The organism is Mycobacterium sp. NGS56 (assembly GCF_059812425.1).
The window spans coordinates 136,689-154,842 of sequence record NZ_JCALCQ010000008.1 but is presented as its reverse complement, the minus strand read 5'-3'; the positions used below and the strand labels follow the sequence as shown (position 1 = coordinate 154,842).

Genomic DNA, 18,154 nt, shown 5'->3' with positions numbered 1-18,154 from the left:
CCGAAAGTACGAAACGATGAAGCTGATTCTGACGGCCGACGTCGACCATCTTGGTACCGTCGGCGAGACTGTCGAGGTCAAGGACGGTTACGGCCGCAATTTCCTGCTCCCGCGCGGTTTGGCGATCGTGGCCTCCCGCGGTGCGCAGAGGCAGGCCGACGATATCCGCCGGGCCCGTGAGACCAAGGCCGTGCGCGACCTCGGGCACGCCAACGAACTCAAGACGGCGATCGAGGCGCTCGGCCCAGTCTCGCTGCCGGTCAAGACCGCAGCCGATTCAGGGAAGCTGTTCGGCTCGGTTACCACCGGCGATGTCGTCGCGGCGATCAAGAAGGCCGGTGGGCCCAGCCTGGACAAGCGGATCGTGCGGCTGCCCAAGTCGCACATCAAAGCCGTCGGGATTCACCCAGTGGCGGTGCACCTGCACCCCGAGGTCGACGTCGAGGTCGCGCTCGAGGTCGTCGCGCAGAGCTAAGCACCCGGCATTTGCCCGTTCCCGGTGGTGGCCATGATCGGCCGCCGCCGGGCTTCGTTGTGCAGCGGGCATGCGGTGGCACTCCGGTGCTGAGGGTCGCGGGCGCGCTTCCTGGCGAACTGTTTCCGGGGTGTGTGGCGCCCGGGCGATTTACCGGCCCGTAACGCTGGGAAAACACGGTGGAAAGCCAACACGCCCGGGGCAGTAACCTGGCCCGACACGCCGTAGAGATTCTTGTCCACACGAATTTCATGGCGTTGTATGGCCGGTATCTGCAGTGATGTCCTTGCCCTTTGCATTAATCCACAGGTTCTCCACACCCCGGTCAACACAGGTGTCGACGGATATGCACACACAATGCACAGCTCCATAAACAGCACCCCCTTTGCCTGCTAGCCAGCAACGTTTAACGTCGTCCCGGCGCCGCGAGTCGGGCGCCATGCGGCGCGGTTTGTCAGCACCTTGACTTACGCTCGATGTCGGCGATCGAATGTATGTTCGGATGCGTGAATCAGGGGAGGAGGGAATCCGTGGCGGTCGTCGATGACTTGGCGTCGGGCATGGATTCCTCGCCGCCAAGCGAGGACTTCGGGCGGCAGCCTCCGCAGGACCTGGCGGCTGAGCAGGCGGTGCTGGGGGGCATGCTGCTCAGCAAGGACGCCATCGCGGATGTGCTTGAACGGCTGCGGCCCGGCGACTTCTACCGCCCCGCCCACCAAAATGTCTACGACGCGATCCTGGACCTCTACGGGCGCGGCGAGCCGGCCGATGCGGTGACGGTTGCCGCGGAACTGGACCGCCGCAACCTGCTCCGTCGCATTGGTGGGGCACCGTATCTGCACACGCTGATCTCTACCGTGCCGACCGCGGCCAACGCGAGCTATTACGCGACCATCGTGGCCGAAAAGGCGCTCCTGCGCCGCCTCGTGGAGGCCGGCACCCGCGTCGTGCAATACGGTTACGCGGGAGCCGAGGGCGCCGACGTGGCCGAGGTGGTCGACCGTGCGCAAGCCGAGATCTACGAGGTGGCCGACCGCCGGACGTCAGAGGATTTCGTTCCGCTTGAGGATCTGCTGCAGCCGACGATGGACGAGATCGACGCCATCGCCTCCAATGGTGGTGTCGCGCGGGGCGTTCCGACCGGTTTCACCGAACTCGACGAGGTGACCAACGGTCTGCATGCCGGGCAGATGATCATCGTGGCGGCCAGGCCTGGAGTGGGCAAATCGACACTAGGACTGGATTTTTTGCGGTCGTGCTCGATCAAGCACCGCATGGCCAGCGTCATCTTCTCGCTGGAGATGAGCAAGTCCGAGATCGTCATGCGGCTGCTGTCGGCGGAAGCGAAGATCAAACTTTCCGACATGCGTTCCGGCCGCATGAGCGACGAAGACTGGACGCGGCTGGCGCGGCGCATGAGCGAGATCAGCGAGGCGCCACTGTATATCGATGACTCGCCCAACCTGACCATGATGGAGATCCGCGCCAAGGCGCGGCGGCTGCGGCAGAAATCCGACCTGCGCCTGGTGGTGGTCGATTATCTGCAGCTGATGTCGTCGGGAAAGAAGGTTGAGTCGCGCCAGCTCGAGGTGTCTGAGTTCTCGCGCCAGCTCAAGCTTTTGGCCAAGGAGCTGGAGGTGCCCGTCGTCGCGATCAGCCAGCTGAACCGCGGTCCCGAGCAGCGCACCGACAAGAAGCCAATGTTGTCGGACCTTCGTGAGTCGGGATCGCTCGAGCAGGATGCGGACATGGTGATCCTGTTGAACCGGCCGGACGCGTTCGACCGCGACGATCCACGCGGAGGAGAGGCGGATTTCATTCTCGCCAAACACCGCAACGGCCCCACCAAGACGGTGACGGTCGCGCACCAACTGCACCTGTCGCGGTTCACCAACATGGCGCGGTGACCTAGGTCCAACTGCCATCGCGCGCCCGCGAGCTCCCGAGCGCGGGTTTTTGCCGGTCTCGGCGCGCCCGTAGGGGTCCCCGGTAGAGCGGCTCCCTAGCACGTTCCGTCGTTGCCGGCATGGGTGATGCTCCACCGCCGCGGTCCGCTAAATAAGCGCGCAGCCGGTTGATCACTTTGTGGCGGTGGAATTTTGGACGCACGCTTGCCAAGACCGACCGGCCGAGCTATATAAAAATATATGCCGCAAGGCATAGATAATCGATGCTCAGTGACAAATAGATGGGAGTGTTGGAGGTGACGACCATGTTGGTGCGTAGCGATCCGTTTCGTGACCTCGATCGCTTCACTCAGCAGGTTTTCGGTACTGCGGCGCGTCCGGCGGTGATGCCGATGGATGCCTGGCGCGACGGCGAGCAGTTCATCGTCGAATTCGATCTGCCGGGAGTCGACGAACAGTCGCTGGACCTCGATATCGAGCGCAACGTGGTGACGGTACGAGCGGAACGCCCCGACCTCGATCCAAGCCGGGAAATGCTGGCGACCGAAAGGCCGCGCGGGGTGTTCAGCCGGCAGTTGGTGCTCGGAGACAATCTCGACACCGACCGTATCAATGCGCGCTATGACGCGGGGGTCTTGCGATTGCACATTCCGGTCTCTGAGGAGGCCAAACCGCGCAAGATCGAAGTCAAGCGCGGGGATAGGCAGAACGCCGCCATCAGCGCATGATCGGCCGCTCCGATGCTGACAGAACGCTTGTTGGTGATGACGCACAACGGCACCGGGGCAGGCGCGGTCCCCGACGGCTCGATGGTCCAGGCCGCGGCGCTGGTTGACGAGGGCTCGGCATTGTCCGTGCTGATCGCAGAGGTCGACGCCATCCTGTGCGATGCGGCGGCGAGCCTGCTTTGCCCCCCACCGTCGCCCCCAGTGGCCGGTTGTGCCCTTGCCGGGCCTCGAACATCTGGGAGGTTCCGGGTGATATCTGGGCGGCCCTGGACTGCGCCCGCGCCCGACGTGCGCGCCGTGCAGCGCAGCCCTCCGTGAGCGCGCATTTGCGAAAAAAGGTGAGACAACAACTAAGGAAGGCAGGTGATGGCATCACAACGAGGATGACCGGGCCAGTCCGTCGGCCGGGCAATACCGTGGGCGCTGCGTGAATCCCGACGAGGCACGCCACTGCCGCAACCAGGCAACTCGTTTCCGGCGCGGACGGCCCGCCCTCACATCCACCGATGACGGTGTGATCAACGCGAAGATGTTGCTAGTTGGTGCTATTCGCCAGTAGGCAAGGAAGGGGTACCCGTGATCAATCAAGCCATCCTCGGCGCTGCACGCGGTCACTCGGGCGCGCTGCGCAACTTTCACCCGCTCGAGGCCGATCCCGCCGACTGGGCCGAGCAGCAACAGCCGGTTCCGCTGCCCGATGACGAATATCCCCATGCTGGTGGTGACCGCCGTGTCTGGTGACGGCGGGTGCTTCGACATCGACTGAGGAAGTATGCCGTTCCGCGGCGGCGACGCTCCCGCCGTCAAGGTATGCGCGGCGGGGCGTTCGCCGCTGCGTGACGGCCGGTATCAAAAGGCCATGTCGTAGCAGACCCACAGCAGCGGGCCTACCAGAATCAAAGCCAGCAGGGTGACGCCGCCGATCAGCCGCCACGTGATGGTCGAGCGAAAGATCACCGCCGCCACCGCCGAGGCGCTCGACAGGACAGTCAACACGGCAGCGACGACGACTTCGGTGCGTGCGGATTGCACCGCCGATTCGGACAAGGGAGGGAAGAAGCCGGCCTCCAGTCTGAATGCCAACGCAGGGTTGCTCAAGGCAATCAGCAACAGCAGGGTCGCCAGCACCATCGTCGCCAAACCGACCAACGACAGACATGCCCCAAAGATGTTGCGGTTGCAGGGGTCTATCGGGCCCGTGTAGCGAGGCATCTCATCCACAACCCAGATCGTAGGGGCTGGATTCAGCGTTGTTCGCCGACTGATCAACAACGGTAAGCGCCGAAAGCGCGATGAGGTGGCTGGTCTTTCGCCGCTGACCGTGCGCCGGTCCAGCGGTTTGTTGGCCGAGGTGTAGCCCTCGCGTGACCTCCCCGTGACGGCGACGAAGGACGCTCTACACGTGACGATAATCGCCGCCATCGCCGGGCTGGCGACAGCGACATGCGTCGGCTACTACTTCGGACGGCGTGCCGCTTCTGCGCCGCCAAGCTGGAAGAAGCGAACGAGCCGGGTCGCGCTGGGCAGGCAGGTGTGCAGCCTGCTCGCGATGATCACGGCGCGCCGGATCCAGCAGCGGTTCCATCCCGAGCGTGTCCTTTCCGACCTGGCCGCCAGATGCGGGTCGAGAGCCATTGCACCGCTTCGCGTTCGACGCAGCGGCGTGGTGCGGTTGCGGTCCTACTAGACGGAACCAAGTAGTGTCTGCCGGATCGACGGTCACGGAGAAGGACGGGTTGGCATGGCCGCACTGCAGGGCAAAGTGGCGTTGGTGACGGGTGCGTCGTCCGGTCTGGGCGCTGAAACGGTCAAGCTGTTTTTTCGCCAGGGCGCAACGGTTTTCGGTATCGGGCGTGATGCGGGTCGCTTGGCCGACGTGTTCACCGGCATCGATGGCGGCGGATTCGCGTCGCTGGACGTCGGTTCGGTGCAGGCCTGCCGAGATGCGGTCGAGCAGTGCGTTCGTGATTTCGGTGGGCTCGACATCCTGGTCAACGTCGCCGGGCGACACCAGATGCGCCGCACGGAGTCGATGACCGACGAGGACTGGGAACAAGACCTTGCGGTCAACCTCAACGGGCCGTTCTACCTCTGCAGAGCGGCGCTGCCTCATCTGCTGAACCGCGGCGGCAACATCGTCAATGTGAGTTCCATCGCCGGAGTCGAGGGCCAGGCGTACTCGGCTGGCTACTGCGCCGCCAAGCACGGCCTGATCGGGCTCACCCGTGCGTTGGCCGTGGAGTACACCCCGGATCGGTTGCGTGTCAACGCGATATGCCCCGGCGGCATGCTCACGCCACAGATCGAGCAGTTCAGCGCGCCGGAAGACCCCAATTACGACCTGATCATGCGCACGGCTTCGCCGCGCGGCATGATGCAACCCCTCGAGGTCGCCAACGTGATCGCCTTCCTCGCCAGCGACGCCGCTGCCGCGGTCCATGGTGCCGTCTATCGGGTCGACAACGGTAAGGGCGCCGGATAGCAACCGGCCCACAGTTCGAGGGGGCGGGCGGATGACCTGACCGGACACCGGGCGGGCGTACCTGACTGCGGTAACGGTTCGGGCACGTTTAGATGACCCACCGACACGTCGTGTGGCATCACGCTTCTCGTGGTTGACAATTCGGGCTATGACGCAACCGCGGGAGTGCGACGATGGCGCGTGAAATCTCGCGGCAGGCGTTTCTGCGGGGCGCCGTCGGAGCGTTGGCCACCGGCGCTGTCCTTGGCGCACCCCGGGTCGCCGCTGATCCGAGACCAACCGGATGGGAGGGTCTATCCGCCACCCTCGGCGGGAAGGTGCTGCTTCCGGATAATCCCCAATTCCCCGGGGCGAAACAAGTTTTCAATACTAACTACAACGGGCTGACCCCGGCTGCGGTCGTCATCCCGACATCGGCGGCCGACGTGCAGAAGGCGATGGCTTTCGCGGCCGCCCACAACCTCAAGGTCGCCCCGCGCAGTGGCGGGCACTCGTATATCGGGGCGTCGACCGCCAACGGTGCGATGGTGCTCGACCTGCGCCAACTGCCCGGGGACGCGAATTATGATGCGGCCACGGGCCAGGTGACGGTGACGCCGGCTACGAGCCTGTACACCATGCACCGGACATTGGCCGCGGTCGGCCGCGGCGTCCCAACCGGTACCTGCCCGTCGGTCGGCGCCGCGGGGCACGCGCTGGGCGGTGGCATGGGGGCCCAATCGCGCCATGCCGGTCTGCTCAGCGACCAGCTGACCTCGGCGTCGGTGGTGCTGCCCAACGGCCAGGTGGTGACCGCGTCCGCGGCCAGCAACCCGGACCTGTTCTGGGCACTGCGTGGTGGCGGCGGCGGCAACTTCGGCGTGACGACCTCGCTGACCTTCGCCACCTTCCCGACCAAGGACGTCGACGTCGTCAACCTCAACTTCCCGCCACAGTCGTTCGCGCAGGTTCTCGTCGGTTGGCAGAACTGGCTGCATACCGCCGACCGCAACAGCTGGGCGTTGGCGGATGCCACCGTGGACGCGACGGGGATGCATTGCCGGATCCTGGCGACCTGCCCGGCCGGATCGGGTAACAGCGCCGCGGCCGCAATCACCCAAGCTGTGGGATTGCAGCCATCGGGTATCGAGAACCACACTTTCAATTACCTGGATCTGGTGAATTATCTGGCCGTCGGGAACCTCAACCCGTCGCCGCTCGGGTATGTCGGTGGATCCGACGTCTTCGCCACTGTCAACGCGGGCGTCGCACAGGGGATCGCCTCGGCGGTCAATGCCTTTCCTCGGGGAGCCGGCCGGATGCTGGCCATCATGCACGCTCTGGACGGCGCCCTCGCCACAGTGGCGACGGACGCGACCGCCTTCCCATGGCGCCGGCAGTCGGCGCTGGTGCAGTGGTATGTCGAGACGGGCGATCCCGCGGCAGCAACCAACTGGCTGAACACGGCACATCAAGCGGTGCAGCAGTATTCGGTAGGCGGCTACGTGAATTACATTGAAGCCAATCAGTCGCCGTCACGGTACTTCGGCCCCAATATCTCCCGGTTAAGCGCGGTACGGCAGAAGTACGATCCCGGCCGGGTCATGTATTCGGGGCTCAATTACTGAACGCCACCCGGCGCGGTCGCCGCGGCCAGCCGATATCCGATGGTTGCGCCGGCTTGGCACGGGGTATTTCCACTGAGTCTGCGGCGAGTTTAGGGGGTGGCGAATGGCCATCGAGCACGGTCCTGCGCGGTGCCCACGGTGTATGGCGTGGGCGCAATACCGGTTTCTCGAGGGTGCTGGGGACACGCTCGAGTATCAGGTGAATTGCGATACGTGCGGAAACCTGTACTCCGAGGTGACCATCGCATCGACCGCGGCCTCGCCAGCTGCCTAGCGCACCGTCGGCTGTCCCTGTGCGGTGAACCCGCCCGGCGACCTGCTGCGTTACGAAACTTTTTCCGGGTGTAAATTCTAAAACCGCGAGCCAAGACGCCCCCACACCGGAGCAGCGTTTAGCGCGCGTAACGCCGTGCGACACGCGTTGAAAGGGGCGGCGTGAACGAGGTATTGGCGCGAGCCGGCATCTTCCAGGGGATCGCTCCCGATGCGGTCGATGCGCTGGCTCGCCACCTGCAACACGTAGCGTTTCCGCGCCGACGCACCGTCTTCGTCGAAGGCGAGCTGGGTAACGATCTGTACGTCATCTTGTCGGGCGCGGTGAAGGTACGCCATCAAACTGCGGACGGCCGCGAAACGGTCTTCGCCGTGCTGGGCCCGGGGGACGTGTTCGGTGAGCTGGCGCTGTTCGATCCCGGCCCGAGAACATCGACGGTAATCACCCTGACCGAAGTGGAGGCCGTCAGGATGGACCGTCAGGCGTTACGGACGTGGATCGTCGAACGACCCGAAATCGCAGAGCAGCTGCTGCGCGTGTTGGCGCGCCGGCTCCGCCATACCAACAACACCCTGTGCGACCTGATCTTCACCGATGTGCCTGCCCGGGTAGCAAAGCAAATCCTTGACCTGGCAATGCGATTCGGCACCAGCAACGGAGGATCGGTGCTGGTCGAACACCACCTCACGCAGAAGGAACTGGCTCAACTCGTGGGGTCCTCGCGTGAAACGGTCAACAAGGCACTATCCGACTTCGCCCAACGCGGCTGGATTCGTCAGCACGGCAAGGCACTCATCGTCGACCAGCCCGCGAAACTGGCCCGCCGCGCACGGGCTTGACGTCTCGGTAAACCCTTTCATGCCTTAGGTGATCGACCAGAATTCCAAAAGCGTCCGTAGGGTCGCGACCAGCGGGAGCGGTTGGTCCAGCATGGGATGGTGGCCGGCGAGGGCCAACTCCACGAAGGGGCCACGCAGCTGAAGCAGGGAACGGATCCGTTCGGCCATCTCGGGCGGCACCAACCCGGCTTGGCAGCGCAAATACCCAACGCGGCAACGTATCGCAGACAGCATCGTCTCCAACGAATCTTCGTCGGCGGGCGTCGGCTCGAGAAATTCACCATCGAAGACGGCCGGGTCGAACTTCCAGATCCATCCTTCGTCGGTTTTGCGTACCGACTCGCTCGCTATGTGTTGTCGGACGTAGGGCAGGATCAACTCCTGCGAGGGCACGGCCGTAAAGCGGGCCAGGATTTCCTCCCTGGTCTGATACCGGGTGTGTTGGCGCCTGCGCAGTCGCGCTTCCTCGGGTGCACGCTCCCACAACGGCGAGTCGATCACCAGCATGCTGTTGATCTGTGGGCTGTAGTGCATCGCGGCCGTGGAAACCACCCAACCGCCCATGCTGTGGCCGACGATCGTCGGCCGTCCCGCGGGCCCGGCGGCTGCCGCGGCCGCCATCACTTCGCTTGCCCAGGTTCGCAGGTCATAACCGCCACGCGCTTCGCTGTCACCATGTCCGGACAGATCCGGCGCAATCACTCGATGGGTGCGCGACAGGAACGGCGCGATGTGATCCCACCAACCCGAATGCGCTCCGCCGCCGTGGACGAGCACCACGGGGGCTTGGTCAGCAGCGCCCCAGACCCGCAGGTGTATGCGCGAACCGTCGACGTCGACGTCGCGGTGCTCTGGCTTTTGATCGAGTGCCGTGCTGAACCACGACGGTGTGACCGGCGGCCGGCGCGAACGGGAAAACAGTTTCGACCTCCGTGGTTCAAACGCTTTATCTTGGTCCAGCTTTCGCTCGGCTGGAGCCAGTGGCGCTGCGGTAGCGGTACTCAGGAATTCGGTTCGGCGAGCCGCACCGTGACGGTGACAGCCCCCTTTTCGTCCTGCTCGGCGACGGCGTGTCCAGCGCGTTCGGTCTCGTCTAGTCGTAGCGTCAGGGGCCCGCCGGTGTCGAGGAAGTTGCGCCACCACGTCTTCGCCTCGGGCATACCGACGCTGATGACGATGTCGCCACCGGCACGCCGATAGGCCACCGGGATGCTGTACGTGCGTCCAGAGCGCCGACCCTGATAGGTCAGCATCGTGATGTTGCGTTTGATCAGGCGGCCAAACCGACGGGAGTTGGCCAGCGCGGCTACCGGCGCATTGAAAACAGGCGCGCCGCGCACAAGGAGGTGGCCGAGTTTGTTGGGACCCACGTGCAAAGTATCGCAGCAAATACCGCCGGACTGTCGACGCGGGCACTCAACGCGATGCCGGCCGTTGGACACGGAGGTAGCATCCCGCGCAGATAATCCAGCGTTTGCCATCCACGAGGAGAGGGCGCTGATGACTGCTCCTGTCGACCCGTCGGTGCCGCCCAGCGGTATGGGCTGCGTCGAGTGCGATGAGGCCGGTGGTTGGTGGGTGCACTTGCGGCGTTGCGCCGCCTGCGGGCACATCGGCTGCTGCGACGACTCGTTCTCTCGTCATGCGACCAAGCACTGGCAACAGACCGGTCATCCGATAATCCGGTCGTTCGAGCCCGGCGAGGACTGGTTCTGGAACTACGAGGCAAACGACTACTGCGAAGGCCCTCAGCTCGCTCCGCCCGAGTGCCGCCCCGAAGACCAGTCGGTCCCCGGGCCCCGCGGGCGGGTGCCACATAACTGGTTCGAGCTGCTCCGGCATCGACAAGGCTGAAGAGGTTAACCGGCCGGTGTGTGAAGCCCGATAGCGTTGCAGTCCTGCACGCGAAAGGCGTGGCCAATAGGCTCGTCCACCATCCGCTCATCCGCGGCCTCGCGTCTGTGACGATGCACCCTGCGGAATATTCAACGGAGGCGTGGTGAATTTCAACAGTGGGCACCGTATCGGATCACGGCGGGTAATCGCGACGGCGGCAATCGTTGCGTCGGCGACCGCATTCACCGGCCCCGCCATGGCCGGCGCGGACGCGCAATTGTGCAATCCGGCGAGCGTCGATGCGAATCAAATGTGCCATTTCAACGCCTCTGAACCCCTGTCGGACGTCAGCATGGTGTTTCCGGCCAACTATCCCGACGAGCAGACGATGATCGGCTATTTGACCAAGGCCGATGACGATTTTCACAACGCGCGCGGACCACTGCACACGTTGAAATCGCCGAGCGCGCTCAACATTACGGGCACCCGATACAGCTCCGGTCGCCAGGCACGGGGCACCCAGTCCGTGGTCACCGAGATCTACCGGAACCTCGGCACCGCTCACCCCTTGGTCTGGTACAAATCCTTCAACTACAACCTGGCCAATCAGCAGCCGATCACCTTCGATGCGTTGTTCCAACCAGGAACTCAGCCGCTGCAGGCCATCTTGCCGATCGTGCAGAAGACCTTGGCCGACCGGTATCGAGCGACGGTGTCGATTCCGCCGGCTACCGGCATACAGCCGGCGAGCTACCAAAGCTTCGCGATCACCAATGACGCGATCGTGTTCTTCTTCGACCAAAACGCGCTGCAGCCGGCGATGGAGGCTACGCAAGTATCGGTGCCGCGCAGCGCGATCGCGCCGATGATCAGCCCCGACATCGCGTAGCCGACCGGTATCTGCCCTGGAAGACGCTACCGCGCAAGGGGTTTGAGGGCGCGCGATCTTGTCGGCCGGCCGCCGACCCCTTTGCCGATTCTCCGCGGCAACGGGAAGCGACTCGCCGACCAGGTTCCGGGTAGGCGACAGTTTCTAGCGTTGGGCGATAGCTGGTCAGTTGCATGCGCCGGAGTCGCGAAGCGCGTTGGCCCAGCCGGTGGCCGAGACGATGTTGGCGTGTGTGACTCCCGACGGATCCATTCTCTTGATGCTGTCGCTGATGCGTGACAGTTGAAATGCCAAGTGTGTCATCGATTCGCCGCCATCCACCGGCGAATACGGCCCGAGGTTATCGGGCTGGTTGGTGATGATCAGCGGCTTCACTCGCGGTGCCAGGAAAGCCGTCGACTGGTCGATATTGGCGACCACAGTGTGCGCGTTCCCCTGCACATTGCCGACCGAGTAGTCGTCATGCTGATCGCCGAGGTACCGGTTGAAGTCATTGATCTGGCCCATCAGCGGGTCGAACTGCGACTTGAACCATTGGCAGGAGTCCGACATGCCGCTGATCATCTCCGGCGTCACCCGTGGCGCGAATATGTTGTACGGCCAGATGTCGAACTTCGGCGACCAATCGCTGGGCGCCGGCGTGAACACTGGCAACGGCGGAGGGGGCTGACTCGGATCGGCGGAGGCCCGTCCGGAGAACATCATTGCGGCGACCAATGCCGGGCCGGCGCACGCTAGGGCGCACCCGGTCCGGCGCAACTCGGTCAGATCCATCCGCCCTCCCGAACCAATACGATATCGCGCGGCCACCGAATACCGAATCATCAATCTGATCGTCGAAATACCAACCGGTATCCGGGCATTGGTAGGGGACCGTCTCGCGGCGCCCGGCTCGGCAATTCCGGTCGTCTACCGATCGCCCGGGCGGCCGCCGCTGCGGCTACGGTGATCTGTATGCCGTCGGCTGGCAGCTCGTCCGCAGATCAGGTAAAGCGGCGCCCGAAGGACCGCAAAATCCAGATCGCACGCGCCGCGACCGATGCATTCAGCGAGTTGGGCTATCACGCGGTCAGCATGGAGAACATCGCTGCCCGCGTCGGCATCTCCGCGGCCGCGTTGTACCGCCACTCGCAGGGCAAATACGACCTGTTCCGCGACGTCATCTTGGCCCTGGGCCAGCGACTGGTCGACGCCACGGCGTTCGCCGACGATTTGCCGGACGATGCCGATCCCGAGAAGACGTTAAGCGCACTGACCAGCGCGCTGATCGACAGCACGATCGTCAACAGGACAGCCGGTGGGCTATATCGCTGGGAGGGCCGCTACCTACGTGGCGACGATCAGCGCGCTCTGGCTGACCAAATCAAACTGATCAACCGGCGGCTACAGCGTCCGCTCATGAGGCTTCGACCGAAACTCACGTCGCGGCAACGCTGGGTTCTGTCGGCTGCGACGCTGAGCGTCATTGGCAGTATCACCGATCATCGGTCCCGGTTGGGTAACGCCGAGATCCGCGCGGCGCTGACCGACATCGCAACCTCCGTGTTGCACGCCGAGCTGCCAGGCCAACGTGGCCGCGAACCCGACCAGCCGCGTCCGGTGACGCTGACCAGCGCCGCTGGAAGTTATGAACTTCTTCTCCACGAATCGATGCGCCTGTTCAACGAGCGCGGCTTTCGCGAAACCGGGATGGAAGACATCGCGGCGGCCGTGGGTATACCGGTTGCCAGCATCTACCAGTACTTCCCGAGTAAGGCCGCGATTTTGGCGGTCTACTACCGGCGCGCCGCGGACCAACTTTCTGCTGATCTCTCCAGCATTTTGGCCACCAACGCAGACCCGGAGCAAGCCCTTGCGCAACTCATCGAGGCCTACGTCACCCGGTCGTTCGCCAATCCCGAACTGGCCTGCGTGTACTACACCGAACGGCACAATTTGCCCGACACGGACGCGGTGCTGCTCTACAACATTCAACGCTCCACTGTCGAGTCCTGGGCCAGCCTCGCAGTTGCGGCCGGCCCGGAACTCACCCTGGGCCGGGCCCGCTACGCCGTCCACGCCGCGTTCGCGCTTGCGGTGGATGTCGGGCACCTCGTTTACCCTGACTCGGGTGCGACGGCCGGCCTCACGGTACGGCGCCTGATGGAGGTGACGGTGCTGGGACGACCGGCCGCAGCATCCCGCCATGCGGCGCGCGGCGGGGGGCGCCGACGCCGCCCTCAATAGAGGTTCGCGGTGGGGCCCACGAAAGTATCTGCTGTTCAAGTGTTCTCGTGCGATACGGCACGCCGGAACTCATCAGCTGCGCTGCTTGGCAGCCGGAACAGGGCATCCGCCGCCGAGGCTGGCCGTCGCTAGCGGCCGGTTCATCTTCAGCATCCGGCCCCACAACGCGGTGTCACTTTCTCGTCTAGCGGCGCCGGGCGTGCGATCGAGCAGTCGGCGGAATCCGATGTTGATATGTGCCTTGGCCACCCGCGTCCTGCAACGGCGGCGAAGTGCAGTTTTTCATTTCGCGACGTGACTTCGGTTAGAAGGATTCGCATTGACGGTGGAGGGGTTAGGTACGGAACCGGTTGCGGCGAGCCATCCTTTGCGTGCGGTCGGGTGCCAGGCCAGTTGTGCCGGCATCAACGGCCACGCCCGTGCGATGGTGGTCCGGATCATGCGGTAGGAACGCTCATGCCGATTGGTCCACCTGATAGCGAATTGCCGGCGCACGACTGGTGGCAGCCCGCCGAAGATAACGAGGCGCATCGGCGGCGCCAAGGCAGCCCGCACAGGCAATGTCGGCAGCAGGATGTCAGCTATAGGACGCAGTCGGGGATGAGCCGGGTAGTCGGGGGAGGCACTCATATCGGGAATGGCTGAACGCTTGATGTAGTCGATGAGGTAATCCGATGCCGGGTTGGGGCGCAGCACTTCTCGACAGTAGCGATCAACTTCGCGCTCGAACGCAGCGCGATCAGGCGGCAGCACGCTCTCGGCGACCCCGTAGCGGCGATACCACTCGCATCCTTCGGCGTAGAGGCGTTCACTGTCGCGTGCACTAAGTGGTCGGCGTTGCCAATATTCAGCAATGCGATCGACCATGCGCTGAAATGTTGCGTGCGCCCACCAGAACGTTTCTGGATTCAATGCGTGGTAGCGCTGGCCGTCCGAGAGTGCCCCCTTTATCTCGCGATGAAAATCGCGAACTTGTATTCCCGTCGCGCCAGCTTGCGGACCGTTGTAGACGGTGCCCAGGATTCCGGGCAGGGAACGGAAGACGCGGTCGACGGGGTCGTTGAAGAAATCAGAGTGGTCGATCAGGCCCTGACCGATGGCGGGATGCATGGTCTGTAGCAGTCCTGCGGTCCCACCTTCGAAAGCTATGCGCATATCGCCGGCCCATCGCCACAGCAGTGAATCGGGTCCTAGGTCGAGGCGGTCGTCAGTGGGCCGCGCTAATTCGTCGGTCATGGCGCCCACTTTCCTCTCGACGTCGATTACTGTGCCGGAGTCGATGTCGCACCCACTGCATATTTGGCCGCTCTAATGATTCATCTATCACGGCCGTTCCTGCCCAGGGGATTTCACGCCGGCGGCGGTAGCAGCTGATGCGCGCTGTAAGGCGCGGGCCATCTGTGCCACCATGATCTGATGGTGACACGAGTAATAACTCACATTCAATTCGCGTTTTGATGGGGGACTCGTCCTCACCGGAGCGGCGCCGGATCCCACGACTAGATCGATCGCGCGCGACGGTCGAGCGCATCCTTGACGCCGCTCAGGAGGTCTGGGGCGCTCCTCGATTCCGTCGATCAGCCGCGATGAAATTACCGTCCTGGCACTCAATTACCTGCGTCCGTCGCCGGCTCATGAGTGCGCAGCGACCCGGGACCGGCGAACGGACACGCGTGACACCGAAAGACGAATCGAGACCGAGTAGACGACAGCGGCACCACCCACAAGAACCCGATGCTGAATAGTGCGCGTGCAACTGCGTCGAACGCTGCTGCACTTTTTCGCTCAACACCGTTCCAAAGGCTGCTGGTAATATATGTCGAACCGCTTATATGACCCCATGTTATGGGGTATAAAAGGCAATTCGTGACGCGGTTGATCGGGCCGCGGCACTACCGAATGATCCGAGCGATCATTAACATATATGGCGTCTAGTCCGCACGCCGAGACGCGGTGGGTCCTGATTGCTTGGTGAGCCGCCTTCAAACTCGGCAGCCCGCGCGAAAGGCATGCCCATGCTCAGCAGGATTCGCACCCTCCTGGAGTATCAATTGACCATCGCTGAACTGCTGGGGCTGGCGATATTGCTGGGGACGCCGTACGTGATCGTCGGCGTGATCTGGTCGAGCACCCATACCCAGCACCTGCACGACGTGCACGGCGCCGATCTGGTGGTGTCGTTCCTCGGCTCGATCGTGTCGTGGCCGGTGCTGCTTTTCGCCAACGTGTGCATGACTTAGGGGCTCGCATGGCCAACCGTGGGCCGCTGATCGTCTCCGCCGCCGTATTACTCCTCGCCGGCGGGCTCTTGGCACTGTGCTTCCCGGTGTTCATCGACGCCTTTGATCAGTTTGGTTGGCAAGTCAAGTGCGGCAACGGCTTTGTGGCCGAACTCATCCAAGCCTCAAGCGCGGTCGGCACGGCGAGCAACAAATACGTCGACCAATGCAATAGCGCGTTGATGGTCCGACGGTTGTGGGCGATTCCGATGGCGGTCCTGGGCGGCATGACGCTCACGTGGCAGGCGGCGGTGGCAGTCGCCCACGACCACCGGCGATCGACGCCATCAGGGCGTGGGGCGCAACCACCACGACGTGGGCAAGTGGCATCTCGGCAAGACGGAAAACCGTATTGAGAGCAATTTCCACCGTCTAACAGCAAAGGGAATCGCTTACCGCGTGCTCTCGTCCGGTAAGTCGTGCCGAGACTGGTGCAATCCCGGCCCGGCCGGGTCCTCGTCCTGGTGTTCGAGTTGCTCCTGCAACTTGCGCTGTTCTTCGGTCGCCTCGCGTGCATCCTCAGGTGCCGCGGGCGGGTCGAAGTTGACCTGTTGATCCACCGAGATCTCCTCTGAACGCCTGCACTGCCTGTTCCAGGATCTCCCGAATAAGGGGCGGCGAAACGCGGTCCGGTCCCGCGATGTCGATTGCGCTGCTCACGGCGCCGCGGAAATCAATACCGCTTGACCAGCGCGCGCGGCACCGTCCGCCACCCTCTGCTTCCATCGTCTGGCGACTCGAGCAGCAATACGGCCCGGCGTTCCCGCCCCCATCCCCGGCCCTGGTGACCGGGGCCGAGGGCTTCGGCTACATGGTTGGCGGCGTCGGCCTCAACATGGAATCGAAAGCGCAGACAGGGGCCAGAAGCGCGGTACCCACCGGGCAGACCGCCGCATCGGCGGCGAGCCTGACGTCTGCGGAGCATGCGCAGGGACGCTCACGTAAGCGTCCGCGGTCGATCGTCGACCCCGGTTACCGCTACGAATTCATCGAGGCCGACGAGGATGCCGCGCTTGCATCGGCATTGCCGGATCGATATCGGCCCTCGGACTCCAGGGCCTCGATACAGGGCTTCACCGGTACGTTACCCAAGCCTGTTGCGCGCGTGGCAGGCCTGATCACGCTGATCGGCAAGGAATCCGGTGACCGCACCTGCATGCCAATGGTGCCGGAGAGCTGGGAGGGGTCGTAGGCCGCGCGCTTCGGCGCCGTCAGCCGAGGTGCGCGGACAGTAGCCAGGCGCCCACGGACTTGCGACCGTTGTCCTCGTCGCGGATGTCGGCGCCGGCGAAGGCCTCAAAGCCCGCCAGGAAGCCCTCGGGCACGTTGGCGTGGATGCGGGCTGGCCGGATCTCGTCAATCACCCAGTATTTCGAGACCACATCGCGCAGCTCATCTTCCGTGACCGCATTGATGGGGCCATCGGGTGGCATCGCCGCGCGGTCGAAGACGAGCACGAAGTACGAGGCTTCTGGAGCGGCTGCCCGCACGATCGACTGCTGATATCCCTCGCGCAATTCAACGGGCATCGAGTGGAAAAGGGTGCTGTCGACGACGGTTCCGAAACGGCCGTCGTAGCCGGTGAAGGCGCTGATATCCGCGACGTCAAAGGTGGCGCTGGTCAGGCCTCGTCGAGCGGCTTTCTCGGTTGCCAGCGCGATGGCGGTGGGCGACTGGTCGAGACCCACCGTGGTGAAACCGCGCTCGGCGAGGTAAAGCGACACCGCCGCCTCGCCGCAACCCGCATCGAGCACATCGCCATGGAACTTGCCTTCGTCGATGAGGGCCGCGATCTCTGGCTGCGGCTCACCGATGCTCCACGGCGGTCGATTGCCCTCGCCCATCTCGGGGGCCTCACCCCGGTAGGCGGCTTCGAACATCTCTTGAGTTGGTTGCGTCATGATGCGTTTATATCAACTGCACTGATATATGTCAATAAGGCTGATATGCTGGGCGGCCGCCAGCGCTGCGCATGAAGGCTGGGTCCTGCAAGGCGAGCGCTGACAACCCGCGACCGCGCGGGCTACCCGATCGCGACCTGTGCGAAAACCTGCAGCGGTGCTCCTGCTCGCAGCGGTCATTGGCTCGAGCGGTGTCGGCCGGTGTAGGCGAGACCCGGGGAATGCAGCAGCGGTGCGCGGGTGTTCGCTGTAGGTATGGCTGACGAAATCGAACTGAGCCCCAGGGGTTGGGTGCGCGACCAGACCGAACAGATCTTGAGTCAAGGAACGACCGACGGAGTCGAGGTGTTCGACCGGCCGATTGTGCTGCTCACGATCACCGGGGCGAAGTCCGGCAAACAGCGCTACGTACCGTTGATGCGGGTTGAGAAGGATGGCCGCTACGCCGTAGTCGCGTCGCACGGTGGCGCTCCGGAACATCCGGTCTGGTACTTCAACCTCAAGGCGAATCCGATGGTGACGCTGCAAGATGGCGACAAGGTTGTCACACTGACCGCCCGCGAGCTCGACGGTGCCGAGCGGGACGATTGGTGGGAGCGGGCCGTTGCAGCCTTTCCGCCTTACGCGGAATACAAGACGAAGACCACGCGCGCGATTCCGGTTTTCGTTCTGGAGTAACCACTTTCCATCTCATGCACCGTCGCCTGCGAT

At 63.9% G+C, this 18,154-nt stretch carries 24 protein-coding genes; 16 read left to right on the top strand and 8 right to left on the bottom strand.

Features of this window, described 5'->3' with window-relative positions; genetic code table 11:
- Nucleotides 1–16: 16 nt before the first annotated feature.
- The 5 genes from rplI to AC5Y4F_RS19075 all read left to right on the top strand — a co-directional run bounded on the left by rplI (nucleotide 17) and on the right by AC5Y4F_RS19075 (nucleotide 3,851).
- Entirely contained in the window at nucleotides 17–475 is a 459-nt protein-coding gene (rplI, locus tag AC5Y4F_RS19095; RefSeq protein WP_499997861.1) for a 50S ribosomal protein L9, read from the top strand.
- 530 nt (nucleotides 476–1,005) lie between these two features.
- Nucleotides 1,006–2,382: a replicative DNA helicase gene (gene dnaB / locus AC5Y4F_RS19090; RefSeq protein WP_067937249.1), complete on the top strand. Its 1,377-nt coding sequence runs from the start codon at nucleotides 1,006–1,008 to the stop codon at nucleotides 2,380–2,382.
- Nucleotides 2,383–2,687: 305 nt separating this feature from the next.
- Nucleotides 2,688–3,110 carry an Hsp20/alpha crystallin family protein gene (locus AC5Y4F_RS19085; protein WP_067937277.1) on the top strand — a complete coding sequence of 141 codons (423 nt, stop codon included), beginning with the start codon at nucleotides 2,688–2,690 and terminating at the stop codon, nucleotides 3,108–3,110.
- A 12-nt stretch (nucleotides 3,111–3,122) separates the two neighbouring features.
- On the top strand, nucleotides 3,123–3,428 hold the full coding sequence (locus AC5Y4F_RS19080) for a hypothetical protein (RefSeq protein WP_067937247.1): 306 nt from the start codon (nucleotides 3,123–3,125) through the stop codon (nucleotides 3,426–3,428).
- A gap of 258 nt (nucleotides 3,429–3,686) precedes the next feature.
- Complete coding sequence (locus AC5Y4F_RS19075) at nucleotides 3,687–3,851, top strand: hypothetical protein (RefSeq protein WP_197520624.1); 165 nt, start codon at nucleotides 3,687–3,689, stop codon at nucleotides 3,849–3,851.
- Nucleotides 3,852–3,959: 108 nt separating this feature from the next.
- Here the strand turns inward: AC5Y4F_RS19075 and AC5Y4F_RS19070 are convergent, their stop codons facing one another.
- Nucleotides 3,960–4,331 (bottom strand): hypothetical protein, encoded by a 372-nt coding sequence (locus AC5Y4F_RS19070; RefSeq protein WP_067937245.1) that lies wholly within the window; start codon nucleotides 4,329–4,331, stop codon nucleotides 3,960–3,962.
- Between the two features lie 181 nt (nucleotides 4,332–4,512).
- Between AC5Y4F_RS19070 and AC5Y4F_RS19065 the strand changes: the two genes are divergently transcribed.
- The 4 genes from AC5Y4F_RS19065 to AC5Y4F_RS19050 all read left to right on the top strand — a co-directional run bounded on the left by AC5Y4F_RS19065 (nucleotide 4,513) and on the right by AC5Y4F_RS19050 (nucleotide 8,312).
- Entirely contained in the window at nucleotides 4,513–4,797 is a 285-nt protein-coding gene (locus tag AC5Y4F_RS19065; RefSeq protein WP_067937275.1) for a hypothetical protein, read from the top strand.
- Between the two features lie 54 nt (nucleotides 4,798–4,851).
- Nucleotides 4,852–5,592 carry an SDR family NAD(P)-dependent oxidoreductase gene (locus tag AC5Y4F_RS19060; protein WP_067937242.1) on the top strand — a complete coding sequence of 247 codons (741 nt, stop codon included), beginning with the start codon at nucleotides 4,852–4,854 and terminating at the stop codon, nucleotides 5,590–5,592.
- Between the two features lie 173 nt (nucleotides 5,593–5,765).
- Entirely contained in the window at nucleotides 5,766–7,199 is a 1,434-nt protein-coding gene (locus tag AC5Y4F_RS19055; RefSeq protein WP_499997860.1) for an FAD-binding oxidoreductase, read from the top strand.
- A 435-nt stretch (nucleotides 7,200–7,634) separates the two neighbouring features.
- Entirely contained in the window at nucleotides 7,635–8,312 is a 678-nt protein-coding gene (locus AC5Y4F_RS19050; RefSeq protein WP_067937238.1) for a Crp/Fnr family transcriptional regulator, read from the top strand.
- 24 nt (nucleotides 8,313–8,336) lie between these two features.
- Here AC5Y4F_RS19050 and AC5Y4F_RS19045 read toward each other — a convergent pair whose 3' ends face one another.
- Both AC5Y4F_RS19045 and AC5Y4F_RS19040 read right to left on the bottom strand, forming a co-directional pair.
- The gene (locus AC5Y4F_RS19045) at nucleotides 8,337–9,233 is read right to left on the bottom strand and encodes an alpha/beta fold hydrolase (RefSeq protein WP_197520625.1); all 897 of its coding nucleotides are present in this window, start codon (nucleotides 9,231–9,233) and stop codon (nucleotides 8,337–8,339) included.
- A gap of 80 nt (nucleotides 9,234–9,313) precedes the next feature.
- Entirely contained in the window at nucleotides 9,314–9,682 is a 369-nt protein-coding gene (locus tag AC5Y4F_RS19040) for a nitroreductase/quinone reductase family protein (RefSeq protein ID WP_231986414.1), read from the bottom strand.
- 130 nt (nucleotides 9,683–9,812) lie between these two features.
- Between AC5Y4F_RS19040 and AC5Y4F_RS19035 the strand changes: the two genes are divergently transcribed.
- Together AC5Y4F_RS19035 and AC5Y4F_RS19030 are read left to right on the top strand one after the other, a co-directional pair.
- On the top strand, nucleotides 9,813–10,166 hold the full coding sequence (locus AC5Y4F_RS19035; protein WP_067937232.1) for a UBP-type zinc finger domain-containing protein: 354 nt from the start codon (nucleotides 9,813–9,815) through the stop codon (nucleotides 10,164–10,166).
- Nucleotides 10,167–10,311: 145 nt separating this feature from the next.
- Nucleotides 10,312–11,037 (top strand): esterase, encoded by a 726-nt coding sequence (locus tag AC5Y4F_RS19030; RefSeq protein ID WP_499997859.1) that lies wholly within the window; start codon nucleotides 10,312–10,314, stop codon nucleotides 11,035–11,037.
- Nucleotides 11,038–11,202: 165 nt separating this feature from the next.
- On the opposite strand, the gene AC5Y4F_RS19025 is transcribed toward AC5Y4F_RS19030, so the two are convergent.
- Entirely contained in the window at nucleotides 11,203–11,811 is a 609-nt protein-coding gene (locus tag AC5Y4F_RS19025) for a hypothetical protein (protein WP_067937230.1), read from the bottom strand.
- Nucleotides 11,812–11,991: 180 nt separating this feature from the next.
- On the opposite strand from AC5Y4F_RS19025, the gene AC5Y4F_RS19020 reads away from it, so the two are divergent.
- Nucleotides 11,992–13,263 carry a TetR/AcrR family transcriptional regulator gene (locus AC5Y4F_RS19020; RefSeq protein ID WP_499997858.1) on the top strand — a complete coding sequence of 424 codons (1,272 nt, stop codon included), beginning with the start codon at nucleotides 11,992–11,994 and terminating at the stop codon, nucleotides 13,261–13,263.
- A 72-nt stretch (nucleotides 13,264–13,335) separates the two neighbouring features.
- On the opposite strand, the gene AC5Y4F_RS19015 is transcribed toward AC5Y4F_RS19020, so the two are convergent.
- Nucleotides 13,336–13,512, bottom strand: coding sequence for a hypothetical protein (locus tag AC5Y4F_RS19015; RefSeq protein WP_499997857.1), 177 nt, complete (start codon nucleotides 13,510–13,512; stop codon nucleotides 13,336–13,338).
- 33 nt (nucleotides 13,513–13,545) lie between these two features.
- Entirely contained in the window at nucleotides 13,546–14,499 is a 954-nt protein-coding gene (locus AC5Y4F_RS19010; protein ID WP_499997882.1) for an oxygenase MpaB family protein, read from the bottom strand.
- A 779-nt stretch (nucleotides 14,500–15,278) separates the two neighbouring features.
- Between AC5Y4F_RS19010 and AC5Y4F_RS19005 the strand changes: the two genes are divergently transcribed.
- Nucleotides 15,279–15,503, top strand: a complete 225-nt coding sequence (locus tag AC5Y4F_RS19005; protein WP_067937271.1) for a hypothetical protein — start codon at nucleotides 15,279–15,281, stop codon at nucleotides 15,501–15,503.
- Between the two features lie 8 nt (nucleotides 15,504–15,511).
- Complete coding sequence (locus AC5Y4F_RS19000; protein ID WP_067937224.1) at nucleotides 15,512–15,898, top strand: hypothetical protein; 387 nt, start codon at nucleotides 15,512–15,514, stop codon at nucleotides 15,896–15,898.
- A gap of 36 nt (nucleotides 15,899–15,934) precedes the next feature.
- On the opposite strand, the gene AC5Y4F_RS18995 is transcribed toward AC5Y4F_RS19000, so the two are convergent.
- Nucleotides 15,935–16,102, bottom strand: a complete 168-nt coding sequence (locus tag AC5Y4F_RS18995; RefSeq protein WP_197520623.1) for a hypothetical protein — start codon at nucleotides 16,100–16,102, stop codon at nucleotides 15,935–15,937.
- An 80-nt stretch (nucleotides 16,103–16,182) separates the two neighbouring features.
- On the opposite strand from AC5Y4F_RS18995, the gene AC5Y4F_RS18990 reads away from it, so the two are divergent.
- On the top strand, nucleotides 16,183–16,734 hold the full coding sequence (locus tag AC5Y4F_RS18990; protein ID WP_499997856.1) for a PPW family C-terminal domain-containing PPE protein: 552 nt from the start codon (nucleotides 16,183–16,185) through the stop codon (nucleotides 16,732–16,734).
- A 19-nt stretch (nucleotides 16,735–16,753) separates the two neighbouring features.
- On the opposite strand, the gene AC5Y4F_RS18985 is transcribed toward AC5Y4F_RS18990, so the two are convergent.
- Nucleotides 16,754–17,443, bottom strand: a complete 690-nt coding sequence (locus AC5Y4F_RS18985) for a class I SAM-dependent methyltransferase (RefSeq protein WP_067937219.1) — start codon at nucleotides 17,441–17,443, stop codon at nucleotides 16,754–16,756.
- 255 nt (nucleotides 17,444–17,698) lie between these two features.
- On the opposite strand from AC5Y4F_RS18985, the gene AC5Y4F_RS18980 reads away from it, so the two are divergent.
- Entirely contained in the window at nucleotides 17,699–18,121 is a 423-nt protein-coding gene (locus AC5Y4F_RS18980; RefSeq protein ID WP_067937217.1) for a nitroreductase family deazaflavin-dependent oxidoreductase, read from the top strand.
- Nucleotides 18,122–18,154: the final 33 nt, after the last annotated feature.

What these genes read in the sequence shown, in the direction of transcription:
- rplI (WP_499997861.1), top strand. Translation starts at nt 17, where the DNA reads ATGAAGCTGATTCTGACGGCCGACGTCGACCATCTTGGTACCGTCGGC.
- AC5Y4F_RS19085 (WP_067937277.1), top strand. Translation starts at nt 2,688, where the DNA reads ATGTTGGTGCGTAGCGATCCGTTTCGTGACCTCGATCGCTTCACTCAG.
- AC5Y4F_RS19080 (WP_067937247.1), top strand. Translation starts at nt 3,123, where the DNA reads ATGCTGACAGAACGCTTGTTGGTGATGACGCACAACGGCACCGGGGCA.
- AC5Y4F_RS19060 (WP_067937242.1), top strand. Translation starts at nt 4,852, where the DNA reads ATGGCCGCACTGCAGGGCAAAGTGGCGTTGGTGACGGGTGCGTCGTCC.
- AC5Y4F_RS19055 (WP_499997860.1), top strand. Translation starts at nt 5,766, where the DNA reads ATGGCGCGTGAAATCTCGCGGCAGGCGTTTCTGCGGGGCGCCGTCGGA.
- AC5Y4F_RS19035 (WP_067937232.1), top strand. Translation starts at nt 9,813, where the DNA reads ATGACTGCTCCTGTCGACCCGTCGGTGCCGCCCAGCGGTATGGGCTGC.
- AC5Y4F_RS19025 (WP_067937230.1), bottom strand. Translation starts at nt 11,811, where the DNA reads ATGGATCTGACCGAGTTGCGCCGGACCGGGTGCGCCCTAGCGTGCGCC.
- AC5Y4F_RS19020 (WP_499997858.1), top strand. Translation starts at nt 11,992, where the DNA reads ATGCCGTCGGCTGGCAGCTCGTCCGCAGATCAGGTAAAGCGGCGCCCG.
- AC5Y4F_RS19010 (WP_499997882.1), bottom strand. Translation starts at nt 14,499, where the DNA reads ATGACCGACGAATTAGCGCGGCCCACTGACGACCGCCTCGACCTAGGA.
- AC5Y4F_RS19005 (WP_067937271.1), top strand. Translation starts at nt 15,279, where the DNA reads ATGCTCAGCAGGATTCGCACCCTCCTGGAGTATCAATTGACCATCGCT.
- AC5Y4F_RS19000 (WP_067937224.1), top strand. Translation starts at nt 15,512, where the DNA reads ATGGCCAACCGTGGGCCGCTGATCGTCTCCGCCGCCGTATTACTCCTC.
- AC5Y4F_RS18990 (WP_499997856.1), top strand. Translation starts at nt 16,183, where the DNA reads ATGTCGATTGCGCTGCTCACGGCGCCGCGGAAATCAATACCGCTTGAC.
- AC5Y4F_RS18985 (WP_067937219.1), bottom strand. Translation starts at nt 17,443, where the DNA reads ATGACGCAACCAACTCAAGAGATGTTCGAAGCCGCCTACCGGGGTGAG.
- AC5Y4F_RS18980 (WP_067937217.1), top strand. Translation starts at nt 17,699, where the DNA reads ATGGCTGACGAAATCGAACTGAGCCCCAGGGGTTGGGTGCGCGACCAG.